Origin of the sequence: Nocardiopsis sp. NPDC058631 (assembly GCF_042716955.1) — a bacterium.
Classification (GTDB): Bacteria; Actinomycetota; Actinomycetes; order Streptosporangiales; family Streptosporangiaceae; genus Nocardiopsis.
The window spans coordinates 22,106-36,440 of record NZ_JBHXQY010000011.1 but is presented as its reverse complement, the minus strand read 5'-3'; the positions used below and the strand labels follow the sequence as shown (position 1 = coordinate 36,440).

The 14,335-nt window shown below is 69.1% G+C and carries 15 protein-coding genes and 1 pseudogene; 9 read left to right on the top strand and 7 right to left on the bottom strand.

Annotation, left to right across the window (positions count from 1 at the left end; genetic code table 11):
* Positions 1–286 precede the first annotated feature (286 nt).
* Positions 287–841 carry an ATP-binding protein gene (locus ACFWTE_RS06250; protein ID WP_378778258.1) on the bottom strand — a complete coding sequence of 185 codons (555 nt, stop codon included), beginning with the start codon at positions 839–841 and terminating at the stop codon, positions 287–289.
* A gap of 189 nt (positions 842–1,030) precedes the next feature.
* Here ACFWTE_RS06250 and ACFWTE_RS06245 point away from each other — a divergent pair, with 189 nt between their 5' ends.
* The 4 genes from ACFWTE_RS06245 (at position 1,031) to ACFWTE_RS06230 (ending at position 3,313) form a co-directional block, all read left to right on the top strand.
* A complete protein-coding gene (locus ACFWTE_RS06245) occupies positions 1,031–1,837 on the top strand; it encodes a helix-turn-helix domain-containing protein (protein ID WP_378778257.1) in 807 nt (268 codons plus the stop codon).
* Positions 1,834–2,016, top strand: coding sequence for a DUF397 domain-containing protein (locus ACFWTE_RS06240; RefSeq protein ID WP_378778256.1), 183 nt, complete (start codon positions 1,834–1,836; stop codon positions 2,014–2,016). The genes ACFWTE_RS06245 and ACFWTE_RS06240 overlap by 4 nt, the downstream gene beginning before the upstream one ends.
* 305 nt (positions 2,017–2,321) lie before the next feature.
* Positions 2,322–2,837 (top strand): hypothetical protein, encoded by a 516-nt coding sequence (locus ACFWTE_RS06235; protein ID WP_378778255.1) that lies wholly within the window; start codon positions 2,322–2,324, stop codon positions 2,835–2,837.
* Positions 2,834–3,313, top strand: coding sequence for an ATP-binding protein (locus tag ACFWTE_RS06230; RefSeq protein WP_378778254.1), 480 nt, complete (start codon positions 2,834–2,836; stop codon positions 3,311–3,313). The genes ACFWTE_RS06235 and ACFWTE_RS06230 overlap by 4 nt, the downstream gene beginning before the upstream one ends.
* A 72-nt stretch (positions 3,314–3,385) precedes the next feature.
* On the opposite strand, the gene ACFWTE_RS06225 is transcribed toward ACFWTE_RS06230, so the two are convergent.
* The 6 genes and pseudogenes from ACFWTE_RS06225 to alr form a co-directional block, all read right to left on the bottom strand.
* Positions 3,386–4,216 carry an SDR family NAD(P)-dependent oxidoreductase gene (locus ACFWTE_RS06225; protein WP_378778253.1) on the bottom strand — a complete coding sequence of 277 codons (831 nt, stop codon included), beginning with the start codon at positions 4,214–4,216 and terminating at the stop codon, positions 3,386–3,388.
* Positions 4,217–4,529: 313 nt separating this feature from the next.
* Complete coding sequence (tsaD, locus tag ACFWTE_RS06220; protein ID WP_378778252.1) at positions 4,530–5,564, bottom strand: tRNA (adenosine(37)-N6)-threonylcarbamoyltransferase complex transferase subunit TsaD; 1,035 nt, start codon at positions 5,562–5,564, stop codon at positions 4,530–4,532.
* A complete protein-coding gene (rimI, locus tag ACFWTE_RS06215) occupies positions 5,557–5,991 on the bottom strand; it encodes a ribosomal protein S18-alanine N-acetyltransferase (protein ID WP_378778299.1) in 435 nt (144 codons plus the stop codon). The genes tsaD and rimI overlap by 8 nt, the downstream gene beginning before the upstream one ends.
* Positions 5,992–6,050: 59 nt before the next feature.
* Positions 6,051–6,728, bottom strand: a complete 678-nt coding sequence (tsaB, locus tag ACFWTE_RS06210; RefSeq protein ID WP_378778251.1) for a tRNA (adenosine(37)-N6)-threonylcarbamoyltransferase complex dimerization subunit type 1 TsaB — start codon at positions 6,726–6,728, stop codon at positions 6,051–6,053.
* Between the two features lie 141 nt (positions 6,729–6,869).
* Positions 6,870–7,361: pseudogene (gene tsaE / locus ACFWTE_RS06205) on the bottom strand (tRNA (adenosine(37)-N6)-threonylcarbamoyltransferase complex ATPase subunit type 1 TsaE); the annotation flags it as partial.
* Between the two features lie 216 nt (positions 7,362–7,577).
* The gene (alr, locus tag ACFWTE_RS06200) at positions 7,578–8,708 is read right to left on the bottom strand and encodes an alanine racemase (RefSeq protein ID WP_378778250.1); all 1,131 of its coding nucleotides are present in this window, start codon (positions 8,706–8,708) and stop codon (positions 7,578–7,580) included.
* Between the two features lie 193 nt (positions 8,709–8,901).
* Between alr and ACFWTE_RS06195 the strand changes: the two genes are divergently transcribed.
* From ACFWTE_RS06195 to ACFWTE_RS06175, 5 genes are all read left to right on the top strand, one after another.
* On the top strand, positions 8,902–9,630 hold the full coding sequence (locus tag ACFWTE_RS06195; protein ID WP_378778249.1) for a DUF6069 family protein: 729 nt from the start codon (positions 8,902–8,904) through the stop codon (positions 9,628–9,630).
* Between the two features lie 413 nt (positions 9,631–10,043).
* Positions 10,044–10,385 carry a hypothetical protein gene (locus tag ACFWTE_RS06190; RefSeq protein WP_378778248.1) on the top strand — a complete coding sequence of 114 codons (342 nt, stop codon included), beginning with the start codon at positions 10,044–10,046 and terminating at the stop codon, positions 10,383–10,385.
* A 33-nt stretch (positions 10,386–10,418) separates the two neighbouring features.
* Complete coding sequence (locus tag ACFWTE_RS06185; RefSeq protein ID WP_378778247.1) at positions 10,419–10,796, top strand: DUF6507 family protein; 378 nt, start codon at positions 10,419–10,421, stop codon at positions 10,794–10,796.
* Positions 10,797–10,902: 106 nt separating this feature from the next.
* Positions 10,903–13,878 carry a hypothetical protein gene (locus ACFWTE_RS06180; RefSeq protein ID WP_378778246.1) on the top strand — a complete coding sequence of 992 codons (2,976 nt, stop codon included), beginning with the start codon at positions 10,903–10,905 and terminating at the stop codon, positions 13,876–13,878.
* Positions 13,878–14,285, top strand: a complete 408-nt coding sequence (locus tag ACFWTE_RS06175) for a toxin-antitoxin system YwqK family antitoxin (RefSeq protein ID WP_378778245.1) — start codon at positions 13,878–13,880, stop codon at positions 14,283–14,285. The genes ACFWTE_RS06180 and ACFWTE_RS06175 overlap by 1 nt, the downstream gene beginning before the upstream one ends.
* Positions 14,286–14,335 lie beyond the last annotated feature (50 nt).

Below are 14,335 nucleotides of genomic sequence, written 5' to 3'. Positions count from 1 at the left end.
GTGCCACCGGACACAGGCTCACCCACTTCCCTGTTCTGAGCTGCGAATACGTTCTGGCACAGCCGGAAGTATCAGTCGTATTCAGCCGATTACCGGACCCCAAGATATCCAGGTCCGGGGACGGGCCGAGCGGGCAGTCCCCCTGACCTGCAACGGGGTTCCTCGCATGGCCGGAAGCGGCCAGGGGGGTGGCGGGGACGGGCATCGCGTGCAGAAAAGGAGGGGAGGACCGTGCTCACGGCCCTCCCCTCGACTTCTCCCTCCCCCTTTCCCGGTCTGGCCGGCGTCACCCGGCGGAGCGCTGCGCGGGGACCTCCGGGGCTCGGCCTCCGGGAGCGGGTGCACGGTTCGGGACAGGAGCGGGACCGGCCTCGTCCGACCCGAGCGGTGCGCGCGGGTCGACGACCGCCCACACGGTGAGCGGGTGTCCGGGGGTACCGGACCAGCCCCAGTCGGTGGCGAGCCGTTCCACCAGGCGCAGACCGAAACCGTCCCCCACCTCGGGGACGCTGTGGGGCGCACCCGCACGCGCACCGTCGTCGGTCACGGCGATCCGGAAGCTCCCCTGGCTCTCCGCCATCTCCATGCGCACCCGTCCGCACGGCTGCCCCGAGGCGCTGTGGCGCAGGGCGTTCGTGTGGAGTTCCGTCAGGATGGCGATCAGCGGGTAGGCGCGGTCGTAGCTGAGCCTGGTCCCGTTCCGGCACCAGTGCCGGGCGGAGGCGACCTGTTCGGGCAGCGACCCCCAACTCACCATGCGGACGCCCGGAACGCGCGGCGGGATCCTCCGGGGGAGTTCCGCCCACCACAGCGCGCCGCCGCGCCCCTGACCGTCGTTCATCGCTATCACTCCTTTGACCTGCGCTTCGCCGTCATCCGTCAGTTTGGCAACGGGTCGGGCCCTCCGCCTCCTCCTCTGGTGTTTCTGCGAAAGTCCATTCCTACGGATGGAGTTCTTGCGAAAATCCATCGGGTGAACGAAAATCACGGTAGTACCATTTTGTCCATTTCGGGTGTGCAAATATCAGGCATGACGAAGGCGAGCACAGATGTCCGCGAGCGGTGGGGTGTGGTTCTCAAGGAGCGCCGGGACACCGCCAGAATGACCCAGGAGACGCTGGGCCGGGCCCTGGGCGTGAAGGGTTCGGCGGTGTCCAACCTGGAGTGCGGCCGGACCTCCCCCACCGAGGACGTGCTCGCGACCCTGGACGATGTCCTGGGCACCGGTGACGAACTGGCGAGGCTGTGGGACGACCTGTCCAGGGCGGGCAAGATCCCCTGGCTGGGTCAGATGGAGGACCTGGAGAAGAAGGCCGCGTCCATCCTGGAGTTCCATCCGTTCCTGGTTCCCTCGCTGCTCCAGACGGCGCGCTACGCGACGGCGGTCATGCGCGCGGTCACCCCGTGGGAGCCCTCGGTCAGGACCGAGACGAGCGTGGGAGAACGGATCGCGCGCGGTGAGCGCTTCCAGAGTGCGGAGACCCCCGTGATGATGGTGGTGATCGGGCGCGCGGTTCTGCTGGATCCCATCGATTCCGGGCCGATCATGCGCGAGCAGCTCCAGCACATCCATGCTCTCGCGAGGAGCGAACGGATAACCTTGCAGATCACGGACGAACCCCTGCATCCCGGTCTGGTAGGCCCGTTCAAGGTGCTCGACCCCTCCCCCGAAAGGGAGATCGTGTACGCGGAGTCGGCCTACAAGGGCCAGTTCGTGCACGACGCCGACGCCGTGGGAGAGTTCAAACTGAGGTTCCACCGCCTGCAGGCAGCGGCCATGAATCCGGGGCAGTCGCTGCGGCTGGTCGAAGAGACGATTGAGGGATTCCCGCCATGAGTGACGTCCAGTGGCACAAGAGCAGCTACAGCGGAGGGTCGCACCAGGACTGCGTCGAGGTCGCCGAGGGCCCGGCCGCCACCCTGGTCCGCGACACCCAGAACCGCGACCTCGGGCACCTCAGCTTCGGTAGCCCCGCCTGGTCCGGCTTCCTCGCGACTGTCAAGGGCGACCGCTAGCCGCGTTCGCCCGACAACGGCCTCCGTCCCAGCACCTGGGCACGGGGGCCGTTTCGTGTTTTCTGCCCCAAAAGAGCCATTCACCACTTTTGCGAGAAAGGTTCTGACACCCGCCCTCACCTGGGAGAATCCAGTCCGCCCCAAATTTCCCCTCACTACTTTGCCAAAACTCCGCCCACCCCCGACCCCCTCCCCCTAATCTGGCCTCGAACACACAACTCAACCCACAAATGGCCCCGCGACGGAAACAACCGCCCGGGGCCGTGGCCAGCAACTTCCACCCTTTAACCAAAGGAATTGCCAGCATGCGCCAGTTTAGCGCTGCCCTTCTGAGCCGTGCCCTCAGCCCGCTCACGGCCCTCCTCACGCCCCCGCGCGGACGCCACGCCTCCGCCACCGGACGCCGTCGCCGCAGGTCCACCCGCGTCCGCCGCTACGCGCCCGTTCCCGCACCGGTCGAGGCCACCACGCCTCCCCCGCGGGTCGCCCCGGCCACCGGACACCCGAAGCCGCTCCCTCCCGCGCGCCTCCTGACGCCCCCGCACGAGCGGTTCCCCGCCGACGACCTCGCCCTCGTCCGGCCCTACTTCGAGGCCCACGAACGCGAACTCGACCGCGTCGGGGCCGAGGCCGCCGAACGCCTGCGCCGCTGGTCCCGCGCATCCGCCCCTCTGGGGGACCTCCTCGCCGCCGAACCCGTGCCGGTCCCCGCCCCACGCGCACCCTCACCGAACTGCGAGGACCCCGACGACTGGCGCACCTTCACCCGCCTGACCCGCGTCTGGCTCGACCAGCAGGACCGTAGGAGCGTGGCCGCATGAGCCCCCTCGTCCACTGGGAGCACCGCATGTACTCCGGTGACTTCAGCGAACTCGCCCTGGTCCGGGCGGACCTGGCGCACGACCTCACCGGGTTCGACCCCGACCTGGTCGCGACCCTCCAGCTGTGCCTTTCGGAGCTGTTCGCCAACACGCTCAAGTACACCGACTCCGGTACCGGGTACGGGGAGGTCCTGCGCGCGCTGTCCATGCCGGACCACGCCACCCTGCGCCTCTCCGTCAGCGACTCCGGAGGAGGGGGCGGCATGCCGCGCGTCCCGGTCGAACGCAGCGACGACGAGTGGGACTGGGCCGAGGGGCAGCGGGGCCTGCTGCTCGTCGAGAACCTGTCGCGGAGGTGGGGCCACCACCCGCTCGGACCGTGGGGCGACCTGGGCACGAGCGTGTGGGCGGAGTTCGACGCGGACCCCGCCGCTGTCCCGGCCGGCCTGCGCCCCTACGTCTTCACCTCCGTCTGACGCCGGTGCGGGCCGGGTGCCGGAAGGCGCCCAGGCCCGCCCGTCACACCGGCAACGGTTCCGGTCGGTCCTTCAGAAGGGGCTCTTGGCGCCGGTGAGCTCCAGGCTCGCCTCCCACAGATCGTGGAGGGCCCGGCTGTCGTACGCCTGGTCGTTGGCGCGCATTTCGCCCGTGCCGTTGAAGAAGCGACCGGTGGTGCCGGCGAGCTCCGGGTCGGTGACGAGTCGGCGGGTGGCGGCCACCCCCTGCTCCAGGGTGTCGACGCTGTGGTCGGTCATGTCCCGGACGATCTTGGTCGGCATGTAGGTGGCGGGGTGGAGGCTGTTGACCGTGACCTCGTCGGCGGGCAGCCGTGCGGCCAGCTCGAAACCGGACATGATCTGGGCGAGCTTGCTCTGGCGGTACGCCCGGGTGCCGTCGTAGTCGCGCTCCAGCATCAGGTCGCCGAAGTCGAGCGGGGCCTGGCCGAGGGAGGCCACGTTGACGATGCGGGCCGGGGCCGAGCTGCGCAGCAGCGGCAGGAGTTCGAGGGTGAGCAGGAAACCGGCGAGGTAGTTGACGGCGAAGCGCAGTTCGTGGCCGTCGGTGCTGGTGCGGCGGGTACGCCCGTCCGGCTCCCCGGCCCCGATACCGGCGTTGCTCACCAGGACGTCGAGACGGCTCTCCGAGGCGCGGAGTTCGGCGGCCATGCGGCGGACCTGGTCGAGGTCGGCCAGGTCCGCGGTCACCGTGCGGGGCCTGGCCGCGCCGTCTGCCTCGATCCGGGCCGCGATCCGGTCGAGTCTGTCCTGGCTGCGGCCGTGCAGGATCAGGTCGGCGCCGTCGGCCGCGAGGGCTTGGGCCAGTCCGAGACCGAGGCCGTCGGTGGCGCCGGTGATGAGGACGGTGCTGGAACGGGTCACTGCGGATCTCCTGAGTCGCTGGCTGTGCTGACTGGGTTCGCGGTGTCTGCGTGAAGGCGGCGGTACGTTCGCCGACAGGGTCGTCTCCCGGGCCGCTGTGTGCCCGACAGCCGCCACCATAAGGCATCGAACCTGACATCGAGGCCTGTTTCCCCGAGTCGGATCGCGGCACTTCCCCGTCCGGCCCGCGACTCCCGCACCTTCACCCGCAGAGGAGGATCCCCCCGTGCGCGAACCCGGCGACACACGAGGGGCGGGACGCGTGTGCGTCCCGCCCCCCACTCCGTCCGTCGCGTCCCGTGCGACCGGCCGTCTACGTCGCCAGCGGGGACTCCACCGGCAGGGACGTGTCGGTGGCCAGGTCCAGCTCCGACGGCGGCAGCCCCGCGGCCACCACCTCGGCGCCCAGGGCGGCGATCATCGCGCCGTTGTCCGTACACAGGCGGGGGCGGGGGACGCGCAGTTCGATCCCGGCCTCCCGGCAGCGCTGTTCGGCTAGCACGCGCAGGGCGGAGTTCGCCGCCACCCCGCCGCTGATGACCAGGGTGCGCACCCCGTGCTCGACGCAGGCGTCCACGGCCTTGCGGGTCAGCACGTCCACCACCGACTCCTGGAAGGCGGCGGCGATGTCCGCGACCACCAGGGGCAGGCCCTGGCGGTCGGCGTCCTCGACGTGGCGGGCCACGGCGGTCTTGAGGCCGGAGAACGAGAAGTCGTAGGTGCCGTCGCCCCACTTGCCGCGCGGGAACCGCATGGCCTTGGGGTTTCCGCGCTGGGCCGCCTGGTCGATGGGCGGGCCGCCGGGGTAGGGCAGTTCGAGGAGCCGCGCGACCTTGTCGTAGGCCTCGCCCGCGGCGTCGTCGACGGTGTCGCCGAGGGACACCACGTCGGTGGCCAGGTCGTTGACCAGCAGCAGGGAGGTGTGGCCGCCGGAGACGAGCAGGGCGATCGCCGGCTTGGGCAGCGGCCCGTGCTCCAGTTGGTCCACGGCCACGTGGCCGACGAGGTGGTTGACGCCGTAGAGCGGTTTGCCGAGCGCCATCGAGTACGCCTTGGCGGCGGACACGCCCACGAGCAGGGCTCCGGCCAGGCCGGGGCCGGCGGTGACCGCGATCGCGTCCACGTCGGACAGCTTGACCCCGGCGTTGTCCAGCGCCCTGTGGACGGTCGGGGTCATCGCCTCCAGGTGTGCACGGCTGGCGACCTCGGGCACGACCCCTCCGAAGCGGACGTGCTGGTCCACGCTGGAGGCGACCGAGTCGCCGAGCAGCTCACAGCCGCGGACGAGGGCCACGCCGGTCTCGTCGCAGGACGACTCGATCCCCAGGATCAGCGGCAGGTCACTCATGGGTCCTCTTCTCCGCGACGCGTCGCATGACGAACGCGTCGGCCCCGTTGTAGTAGCCCCGGCGGACACCGATCTGCACGAAGCCGAACCTCTTGTACAGGTCCTGGGCGCGCGGGTTGTCCGAGCGCACCTCCAGGAACACGTGGGTGGCGCCCCGGGCGGCGGCCTGGTCGAGGAGTTCGGTGAGCAGCGCGCTCCCGATCCCCCTCCCCCAGACCTGCTCGGACACGGCCATGGTCTGCACGTCCCCCTCGGGGGGTACGAACCGCAGCCCCGCGTAGCCCACGACGGTGTCGCCGGTCTCGGCGACCACGTAGTGGCGGGTGGCCTCCGCCAGCTCGTCGCGGAGCATGTCCTCGCTCCAGGCGTCGAGCGGGAACAGGGCGCGTTCCAGCGTGATGACCGCCGGGACGTCGTCGTTGGTCATGGCGCGCAGGCGAACGGCGCTCGACCCCACCGTGCCGGGCGTCCGGTCGGTGCTGTCGTTCACTTCACCCACTGGCGCACCTTCTTCGGGGCTCCGGGCTCCACCGCGTCCGGGCGGCGCAGGTAGAGCGGTTGGGGTTCGGGGAGCTTCACGCCCTGGGACAGTCGCAGCAGCGCGAGTTCGGCCATGGCGGCGGCGTCCGGGTGGAGCGGTTCGGGGTCGCCCGCACCCGCGCCGAGGACCTCCGCGTACATGTGGGCGCCTCCGCCGACCAGGGGCAGTCCGCCGGTGTCGAGTTCGGCGGGTTTGGCGACCTGGACCTCGCCCACACGGGTGAGTCGGTCGTCGTAGCGCGCCCAGAACACCTCCTTGCGGCGGGCGTCGGTCATCGCGAGGAACGGCTCGGCGCGTCCGGTCGCGAACGCGAGCGCGTCCAGGGTGGTGACCCCGTGGCAGGGGATGCCGAGCGCGTCGGCCAGGGCGTGTGCGGTGGCCAGCCCGACCCGCAGCCCCGTGTAGGGGCCGGGGCCGATGCCCACCGCGACGGCGTCCAGGTCGGCCAGGGTGATCCCGGCCTCCTCGGTCAGCCGCTGGACGGTGGGGCTGAGGAGCTCGCCGTGGCGGCGGGCGTCGACGGAGGAGGCGCTGGCGCGCAGGGTGAACGCCCCGTCGGGGGCGCTCTCCCCGATCGCGGCGGTGACCGCCGGGGTGGCGGTGTCGAAGGCCAGGAGCAGCACGGGTTTTTCCGCCTATCCGAGCCCGGCGTCGGCGCCGGGCGGGTCGTTGGGAGCGTCGGCCGGGGTTTCCTCGTCGGGGCGGGTGCCGTCGGCCGCGGCGGCTCCCGGAGGCCCGTCCTGGGCGGGCGGGGGGCCGGACGGGGCCGTGTGGGGCAGGTCGGCGTGGGCCCACCGGGCGCCGACGGCGCGCAGGTGCACGGTGCGGGTGTCGTCGCGGTGCCGTTCGATCCGGATCTCCAGCCGGTCCTCGGACAGCTCCTCGGCGACGCCCTCGCCCCACTCGACCACGGTGACGGAGTCGGGCAGGGTCATGTCGAGGTCGATGTCGTCGATCTCGTCCGGCCCGCCGAGCCGGTAGGCGTCGACGTGCACGAGGGCGGGGCCGCCCACCAGGGACGGGTGGACGCGGGAGATGACGAAGGTCGGGGAGGTGACCGAACCGCGCACGCCCAGACCCGCGCCGAGGCCCTGGGTGAGGGTGGTCTTCCCCGCGCCGAGCGGCCCGGACAGGATCAGCAGGTCGCCGGGGCGTGTGAGGGCCGCGAGGTCGCGGCCGAGGGCGCGCATGGCGTCGTCCGTGGCGGCGGTGACCTCGCGGACGGTGGACACGGTGGGTGCTGTCACGTCTGTCATCGGGCTCGCAGCTCGTGTTGGGATGTGGTCGGTCGGTGTCGGGCAACGCCGGGTCCGGGGGCGGTCCGGTGAGGACGTGCCGGACCGCGCCGCGGGGCGTCGCCCGCATGGAATCGGCCCCGCCGGGGCGCCCCTGCGGCGGGGCGTGCCGGAAGTGACCTCTTCACCCAGGTTAGGCGGGGTGGGGGGCGTCTGTGACCGGTTCTGTGTGTCCGGTCAGGCGCCGTGGCCGACGTACTCGCGCGGGACCCGGGGGCCCACCCTGGTGACGATCTCGTACGGGATCGTGTCCAAGACGGCGGCCCAGTCCTGCGCGGTCGGGACGCCCGGAGTCTGACCCGGGTCGCCGAACAGTACCGCGTACTCACCGGCCTCCACCTCGTCGTCCCCCACATCGAGAACGAACTGGTCCATGCAGACTGTTCCCGCGATGGTGCGGACGCGGTCTCCGAGGAGGACGGGGCCCTTGTTGGTGGCGGCCCGGGGGACGCCGTCGGCGTAGCCGAGCGGGACCAGGGCCAGGGTGGTGTTGCGGTCGGTGACGTAGCGGTGACCGTAGGAGACCCCGTTTCCGGCCCCCACCCGCTTGGTGAGGGCGACGCGCGAGCGCAGGGTCATGGCGGGCCGCAGTCCGGGCACCGAGAGACCGGGGATAGGGGACAGCCCGTAGCTCGCGATCCCGCTGCGGACGAGGTCGAAGCGCGTCTCGGGGAGGGTGAGCAGGGCGGCCGAGTTCGCGATGTGGCGGACCTCGGGGGTCAGCCCCAGTTTGTCGGCGATCTCCAGTGCCTCGTGGAAGGCGGAGAGCTGGAGGGCGATCGAGGGGTGTCCCGGCTCGTCCGCGCAGGCGAAGTGCGACCAGATTCCGCTGACCCGCAGGTGGCCGTCGTCCTCGGCGCGGGCCGCGGACTCGGCGAGCCCGGCCCAGTCCGCCGCGCTCACCCCGCCCCGGTTGAGGCCGGTGTCGATCTTGAGCTGGACGCGGGCGGTGCGGCCGAGGCGGCGGGCCTCGGAGACGACGGTGTCCAGGACCGCCTGGTCGCTCACCCCGAGGTCGATGTCGGCCTCGACGGCCGTGCCGACGGGCTCGCCCGGGGGGATGATCCAGGCCAGGACCGGGGCGGTGATCCCGGCCCTGCGGAGTTCGAGGGCCTCACCGATGTGGGCCGTGCCCAGCCAGGTCGCGCCGCCCGCGATCAGGGCGCGTGCGGCGGGGAGCATCCCGTGCCCGTAGCCGTCGGCCTTGACCACCCCCATCAACGGGGTGCCGCCCGCGTGCTCGCGGAGCAGGCGGGCGTTGGAGGTGAGCGCGTCCAGGTCGACGCGAGCGTGCGCGAAGTGAGCCATGTACACCAGTGTTCCACGTGTGGGTTACCCGTGTGGAGCTGCGGGTATGTGGCCTGCGACCGAGTTCGGACTTATCGGTCCCATGCTGATTTATACCGAATGACCAGGAGCTTTGCTGTTTTTCATGGTCACTCGTAGTAAACGGAAGGATGCAGGGTATGACCGGCTCGACGCCGTATCTGGGGGTACCGGCATGACCGAGTTCGGAAGTGAAAGACCCGTCAACACCACGCGCCTGTGGTCTGGTGGCCTCGCCACCGCCGTGGTCGCGGCACTGGTGATCTTCGCGGGCGCCCTGGTTTTCCGCGGGGTGTTCGACATACCGGTGCTCGCACCGGAGGAGGCAGGGAACCTGGGCGACGCGAGCACCGTCGCCTACGCGCTCATGGCCGCTGTCGCGGCCCTGCTCGCCACCGCTCTGATGCACCTGCTGCTGCTCTCGGCCCCGAAGGCGGGGACCTTCTTCGGCTGGATCGTCGGTCTGGCGACCGCGATCGCGGCCGTGGCCCCGTTCAGTCAGGGCGCCGAGGTGCCGAGCCAGATCGCGACGGCGCTGATCAACCTGGTCGCGGGCATCGCGATCATCACCCTGCTGCGGAGCGTGGGGCGCGCCTCCACGCTGAACGCGCGGAGCGCCGGAGTGGCTCCGACGGCCCAGAGCACACAGGCCGCGCAGACACCCGGGGCGACCGTCATCCCCATCGGGGAGACCCCGCCGCGACCCGGCGACGAGCAGGAACACGTGGTTCCCGCTCACCCCGGGGAGCCCGCCCTGAAGCACGAGGGCATCCTGCCCGACGTGAGTCAGGAGGAGTACCACCGCACCCAGGTCCGCGCTCAGGACCAGGACGCGGAGGAGGAGCAGGCCAGGGTGGAGGTCGTCAGGGAGGAAAGGGTCCGGCAGGACCCGAGGACCCCGTAGGCGCCTTCGGGACGCGTGGCACACCGACAACGAGTAGTACGCGAGGGGCGGAGCCGATCGGCTCCGCCCCTTCTGCGTGGCCGCTCCCGGCCACGCGGGTGTGCCCTGGGCCACAGGCCCGGGAGGGCCTGCGGCCCGGCTCCCGTCCGCTGTCCCCTCCTGACCTGAGCCGATGCCGAGCGGGCACCGGCAGGCCCGGCGCCGCAGGGGAATAGCCCCCGCGTGACCGCTTCCCTCGGGTGTCGGTGAAGCACGCTAAAAAGGAACTATGCCTACATTCCGTACGTCGGTTCCTTCGAACGGTGAGCACCGGCTCTGACGATCGGACGGGCCGCGCAAAGCCTGTCCCGCACGTCGAGAGAGGCAGCGCTCCCGGTGTCCGACGCGGCGACGTTTTCAGGAGAGGACCCCCGGTGAAGTTCGACCACGTGAACCCCGGTCACGAGGGTGAGGCGCCGCCCCCCGACGCCCGGTTCCCGGAAGAGGGCCAGGACCCGACGGCAGAACCCTCCGTGCCGCTCCACGTCCTCAGGCTCCAGCAGTCCTCCGAGTACATGCGTCTGCGCGCCCGCACCGACTTCGCGCGGGTCCGCCCGGCGCTGAACCGGCTGCTCCACACCGTCGAGGCCACCCGGGCGGAAGGCGTCCGGGCAGAGGTCTCCCCGGGTCCGGAACCCGGTGCCGCAGACGAGACAGACGTGTTCCGCCCCGAGAACTTCCGCCCGCGAACCCGGACCCGACCCCGTGACCAGTGACCCATGACCAGTGACCAGTGACCGGAGGACACCATGACCACCTGGGACATCGAGCCCTCAGAGGTCGGCACCGTACTCACCACCACCATGTCCTACCTCGGCGAGGAGGGCGGGACCGACGGCCTGTTCGGTGACATGGAGACGATCGAGCAGCGCGTCACCACCCTCAGCACCCACATCAACAGCAACCCCATCGGGATCGCCCTGGGCGAGTTCGCCGGGCACTACTTCGGCCTCATGGGCGACATGCTCGCGCTGACCTCCAACGCCGTCCGGCAGACCAGTGAGGCCACCACCGCCTACGTCGAGGGAAACCAGACGATGGCGCTGGAAGCCCAGCAGAACGCGGGTGTCATCCCCGACCCGCCTCCGCCTCCCCCCGGCCCGGGGCAGACCGCCCAAGCCTTCTGACCCCTGACCGGCCCGCCCCCGGCCCCTCCCCCGGAGTACACCCGTGCCCCCAGCCCCTGACCTGTCGACCTCGACCACCCCTCTGACCACCGCCGAGCAGACCGCCATGCTCACCGACAGCGACGAAAAGATCAGTCCCGCGACGTTCCCCATCCCCACCCCGTCCCCCGAGTACATCGAGAGCCTCGCCGGCGGGCTCCGCACCGCAGGCGAGTCGGTGGCCGACACCGGGAACGACATCAACTCGTCCTGGGGCGCGCTCACCTCCAGCTACAAAGCCCCGGAAGCGGAGCACCTCTACACGGTCCTGGGCCCCGTGGCCGGCGACGGCGACGAGGTCCTGACCGGTCTGAACAACGCCGCGAACGCGCTGGAGAACTTCGCCGAGGACCTGCGCGGCATCAAGTCCCGCTGGTCCACCCTGCGCACCGAGGCCTACGAGTTCCGTGCCCGCATCGACGCGAAGGGCGACGAGTGGGACAAGGCCGAGGGCGTGGCCGGATTCTTCGGTGTCGGCAAGAGCCCCGATGTCGAGGAGAACACCCGCCTCATCGACAAGGGCACCCGCATCATCGAGGACTACGAGGAGGCCGAGCGCGACTGCGCCAACCAGATCAACTACTTCGTCCCCGACCGCACCGGGTTCGAGGCGATGCCCCCCGGTGGGGTCGACCTGGACCCCGACGTGTTTTACCACGGCTACGAGGAGAGCCTGTCGGGCCTGGCTACCGAGTGGGACATGGGCGGGGCCACCACCGACGAGCACTGGTGGGTCGACGCGGGCCACGCCGTGTGGGACTTCGGGGTCGGGGCGGTCGAGGGCACCGGCGCGATGCTCGGTATGCACAGCTCCGAGGGCTGGTTCCAGGCCTCCTGGGGTGACGCCCTGTGGGAGTACCACGAGACCAACGTCCAGTCCCTGGCGTCCCTGGCGGGGATGTACGACGGCGAGTCCGACAGCTGGGGCTGGGCGGGCGGGGAGGCGCTTGGTTCGGCGTGGAAGGACCTGGCGCACTCGGTCGTGCCCTGGGAGGAGTGGGGGGAGCGCCCCGGGTACGTCATCGGCACCGCCGCGCTCAACATCGTCGCGATGGTCGGCGGCGCCGCCCTGACCGCGACGGGCGTGGGTTCGGTCGTGGGCGTGCCGCTAATGGCCTGGCGCGGAATGGCCATCGTCGACGGCATGGGAGGACGCGGCGGCGGCTCCGACGGCGGGTCGGGTGTCGACGTGGACGTGGACCTGCCCGCCGGCGTCCCCAACTACGGAGGGCTGACCTCTCCGATCGCGAGCCTGGACGCGAGCTCGTTCAACCGGGGTGACTACAGCGCCGCGCAGTTGACAGAGCTGCAGACCCATCTGGACCGGTGGTCGTCCGCCTCCGGCGGCAGCGACTCCTCGGACCCCGGGGGGCGGCCCGGCCAGCCCGGTCGCCCCGCACAGCCGAGGAACGACCGCGACGACCAGGAGCCGGATCGGGCGGTCGATCCCACCACCCAGCAGCTGGCCGACAGCGAGGCGTTCTGGGACATCGTCGACCACCCGGATCTGGCCGAGGTCGGTCGCGAGTCCGTGCGGGACAACCAGCAGCGGATCGACGAGGTCGACCGCGAGGCCAAGACCGACCCGGACGGCGGGGGCGGTTCCTGGGAGGCCAACGAGATCGAACCGGACCGCCCGGAGGGGCCGGAGGCCGCCGGTGACCGGGTTCTGGCCCGTGTGGGCGGACGGGACGACGGCGACACCCTGACCGCCGAGCGCGATGCACCCGTGTCGGCCCCGGACCGGGTGGTCGACCTGACCTCCATCGGCGATCAAACTTATTCCCACCAGTTGAGCGAAGGAACAGAGAACGGTCAGGGCTCAGACTCGAGGGACCGGAGTTCTGAGGTCACCGGCACGGAGCGAAATCGCTTTCTCTCCCACGAGAATGGTGCCGACGACAGCACAAATCCCCGCGCTGAGAACGACAGAGCTTCCCAACAGAAGGCAGAGCAGTCACCTGCGCACCAAGGGGCTGAATCTCACACCGCTCCCGGGGCAGACTCGCCAGGCATGCACGAGTCAGCAACACCGGCTATCGACGCTGATCTCCTTATAGATAAGGGCGAGCAGAACGCCGATTCCCCTGGCGAGGAGATGCCAGATAACAAATCCGAGACGAATCCGACCAACGATCAGCCCCCAGAGGGAGAATGGTCGCGATCAATCATCGATTCTTACTCTCAGGAAATCCTGGAAAATCTCCCAGAACCCAACAGAACTCCCATTACTCAAGATGGACAACGCCAACAAATTCCTCCTGACCTCACTCGTGGCAGTATTCTCGAAGAGTTGGATATGTCACGAGTTGAACTCGACGACGACGGGCTTATTAGCAGAGTTGATGGAAGAGACCTGACACACTTCCTCCTGGAGAGGCTTCAGCAACGAGAGATCGATATCAAAAGCTTCACTGACGGAAAAAAGAGACCAAAGATTCTCATTGACCAATCTTCTTTGAGTAAGAGCCTTCCAGGGAAATCCCCTCTCAAAACAGCCACTCTCACTCAGATCAGCAGAGCCGACCTGGGCGGACGCAAGGGAGGCGTCTACTCGCTTGTCATCGACAGGAGAACAGGAATAATCGCCGAGGGCTTTAATGGAAGAACTTCGAGCGTGCAGATCAAGCCTAGCGAACTTCACCCTGCCCTGAAGACAAGGATGGACAAGATGGAGGAGGAAGGGGAATACTTAGATCGCGATGGCAGTGAAATGATCCATCCGCATTGGGACCACCCCCTTCGACATGCAGAAGTGAAGGCCATCAACGAACTGCTTCTGGCAAGAAAAGACGCCAGAATAAGCGATTTCCAGCTCGACAACCGATTCATCTTCAAGGACGACATCTCACAGGGCAGCAACAATAACCCGCAATCTCCACCATCAGAGCCGAAGACAGAACAGGAGATCGAAGAGGACAAGAAGGCACCGTGCTGTGCCAACTGCAGTAGAATGACCGACGGAGCCCCGAGCCCGAGAATGCGAAAGCTGTGGTATCTCGCCGGGGATCCCAGGAACCATCTCCCCAGAAGGAGCACTTGATGCAAGAAGTCAACGAAGCAGAGTTGGACTATCCCGACGACACGAACGCGCTACTGAATGGAGAACCGTTCACAGGACGAGCGATCGAGTACGATGCTGACGTCCCCGTCGAGCTCACCACATATATCGACGGTCGAGAAGAGGGGCCACGCTTAACCTGGAACACAGAAGGACAGCTTCTGATCCAGGGAAATATGAGCAGACACCACGGCGCAGTCGGTCCGTGGCATTTCTGGGATGAGGAAGGAAATCTCATCCGAGAACATGTCTTCGACGCTGCAGGCAACATCAGGATCATCAGAGAATGGGACGAAACTGGAAGAATACTAGGAGAGGAAATACGCGAAGCACTCCGAGGAAACCGGCCTATCGACATAGCAAAGCGAGGCCCTTTGCGCTGGAGGTGACCCTTCAAGTCCTAGGCCAAAAGAAGACCACTCAACTTCAACAGATAAAG

Excerpts from the sequence above, each read along its gene's own strand:
- ACFWTE_RS06250 (WP_378778258.1), bottom strand. The coding sequence starts at position 841 with ATGAACGACGGTCAGGGGCGCGGCGGCGCGCTGTGGTGGGCGGAACTC.
- ACFWTE_RS06245 (WP_378778257.1), top strand. The coding sequence starts at position 1,031 with ATGACGAAGGCGAGCACAGATGTCCGCGAGCGGTGGGGTGTGGTTCTC.
- ACFWTE_RS06240 (WP_378778256.1), top strand. The coding sequence starts at position 1,834 with ATGAGTGACGTCCAGTGGCACAAGAGCAGCTACAGCGGAGGGTCGCAC.
- ACFWTE_RS06235 (WP_378778255.1), top strand. The coding sequence starts at position 2,322 with ATGCGCCAGTTTAGCGCTGCCCTTCTGAGCCGTGCCCTCAGCCCGCTC.
- ACFWTE_RS06230 (WP_378778254.1), top strand. The coding sequence starts at position 2,834 with ATGAGCCCCCTCGTCCACTGGGAGCACCGCATGTACTCCGGTGACTTC.
- tsaD (WP_378778252.1), bottom strand. The coding sequence starts at position 5,564 with ATGAGTGACCTGCCGCTGATCCTGGGGATCGAGTCGTCCTGCGACGAG.
- rimI (WP_378778299.1), bottom strand. The coding sequence starts at position 5,991 with ATGACCAACGACGACGTCCCGGCGGTCATCACGCTGGAACGCGCCCTG.
- alr (WP_378778250.1), bottom strand. The coding sequence starts at position 8,708 with ATGGCTCACTTCGCGCACGCTCGCGTCGACCTGGACGCGCTCACCTCC.
- ACFWTE_RS06195 (WP_378778249.1), top strand. The coding sequence starts at position 8,902 with ATGACCGAGTTCGGAAGTGAAAGACCCGTCAACACCACGCGCCTGTGG.
- ACFWTE_RS06185 (WP_378778247.1), top strand. The coding sequence starts at position 10,419 with ATGACCACCTGGGACATCGAGCCCTCAGAGGTCGGCACCGTACTCACC.
- ACFWTE_RS06180 (WP_378778246.1), top strand. The coding sequence starts at position 10,903 with ATGCTCACCGACAGCGACGAAAAGATCAGTCCCGCGACGTTCCCCATC.
- ACFWTE_RS06175 (WP_378778245.1), top strand. The coding sequence starts at position 13,878 with ATGCAAGAAGTCAACGAAGCAGAGTTGGACTATCCCGACGACACGAAC.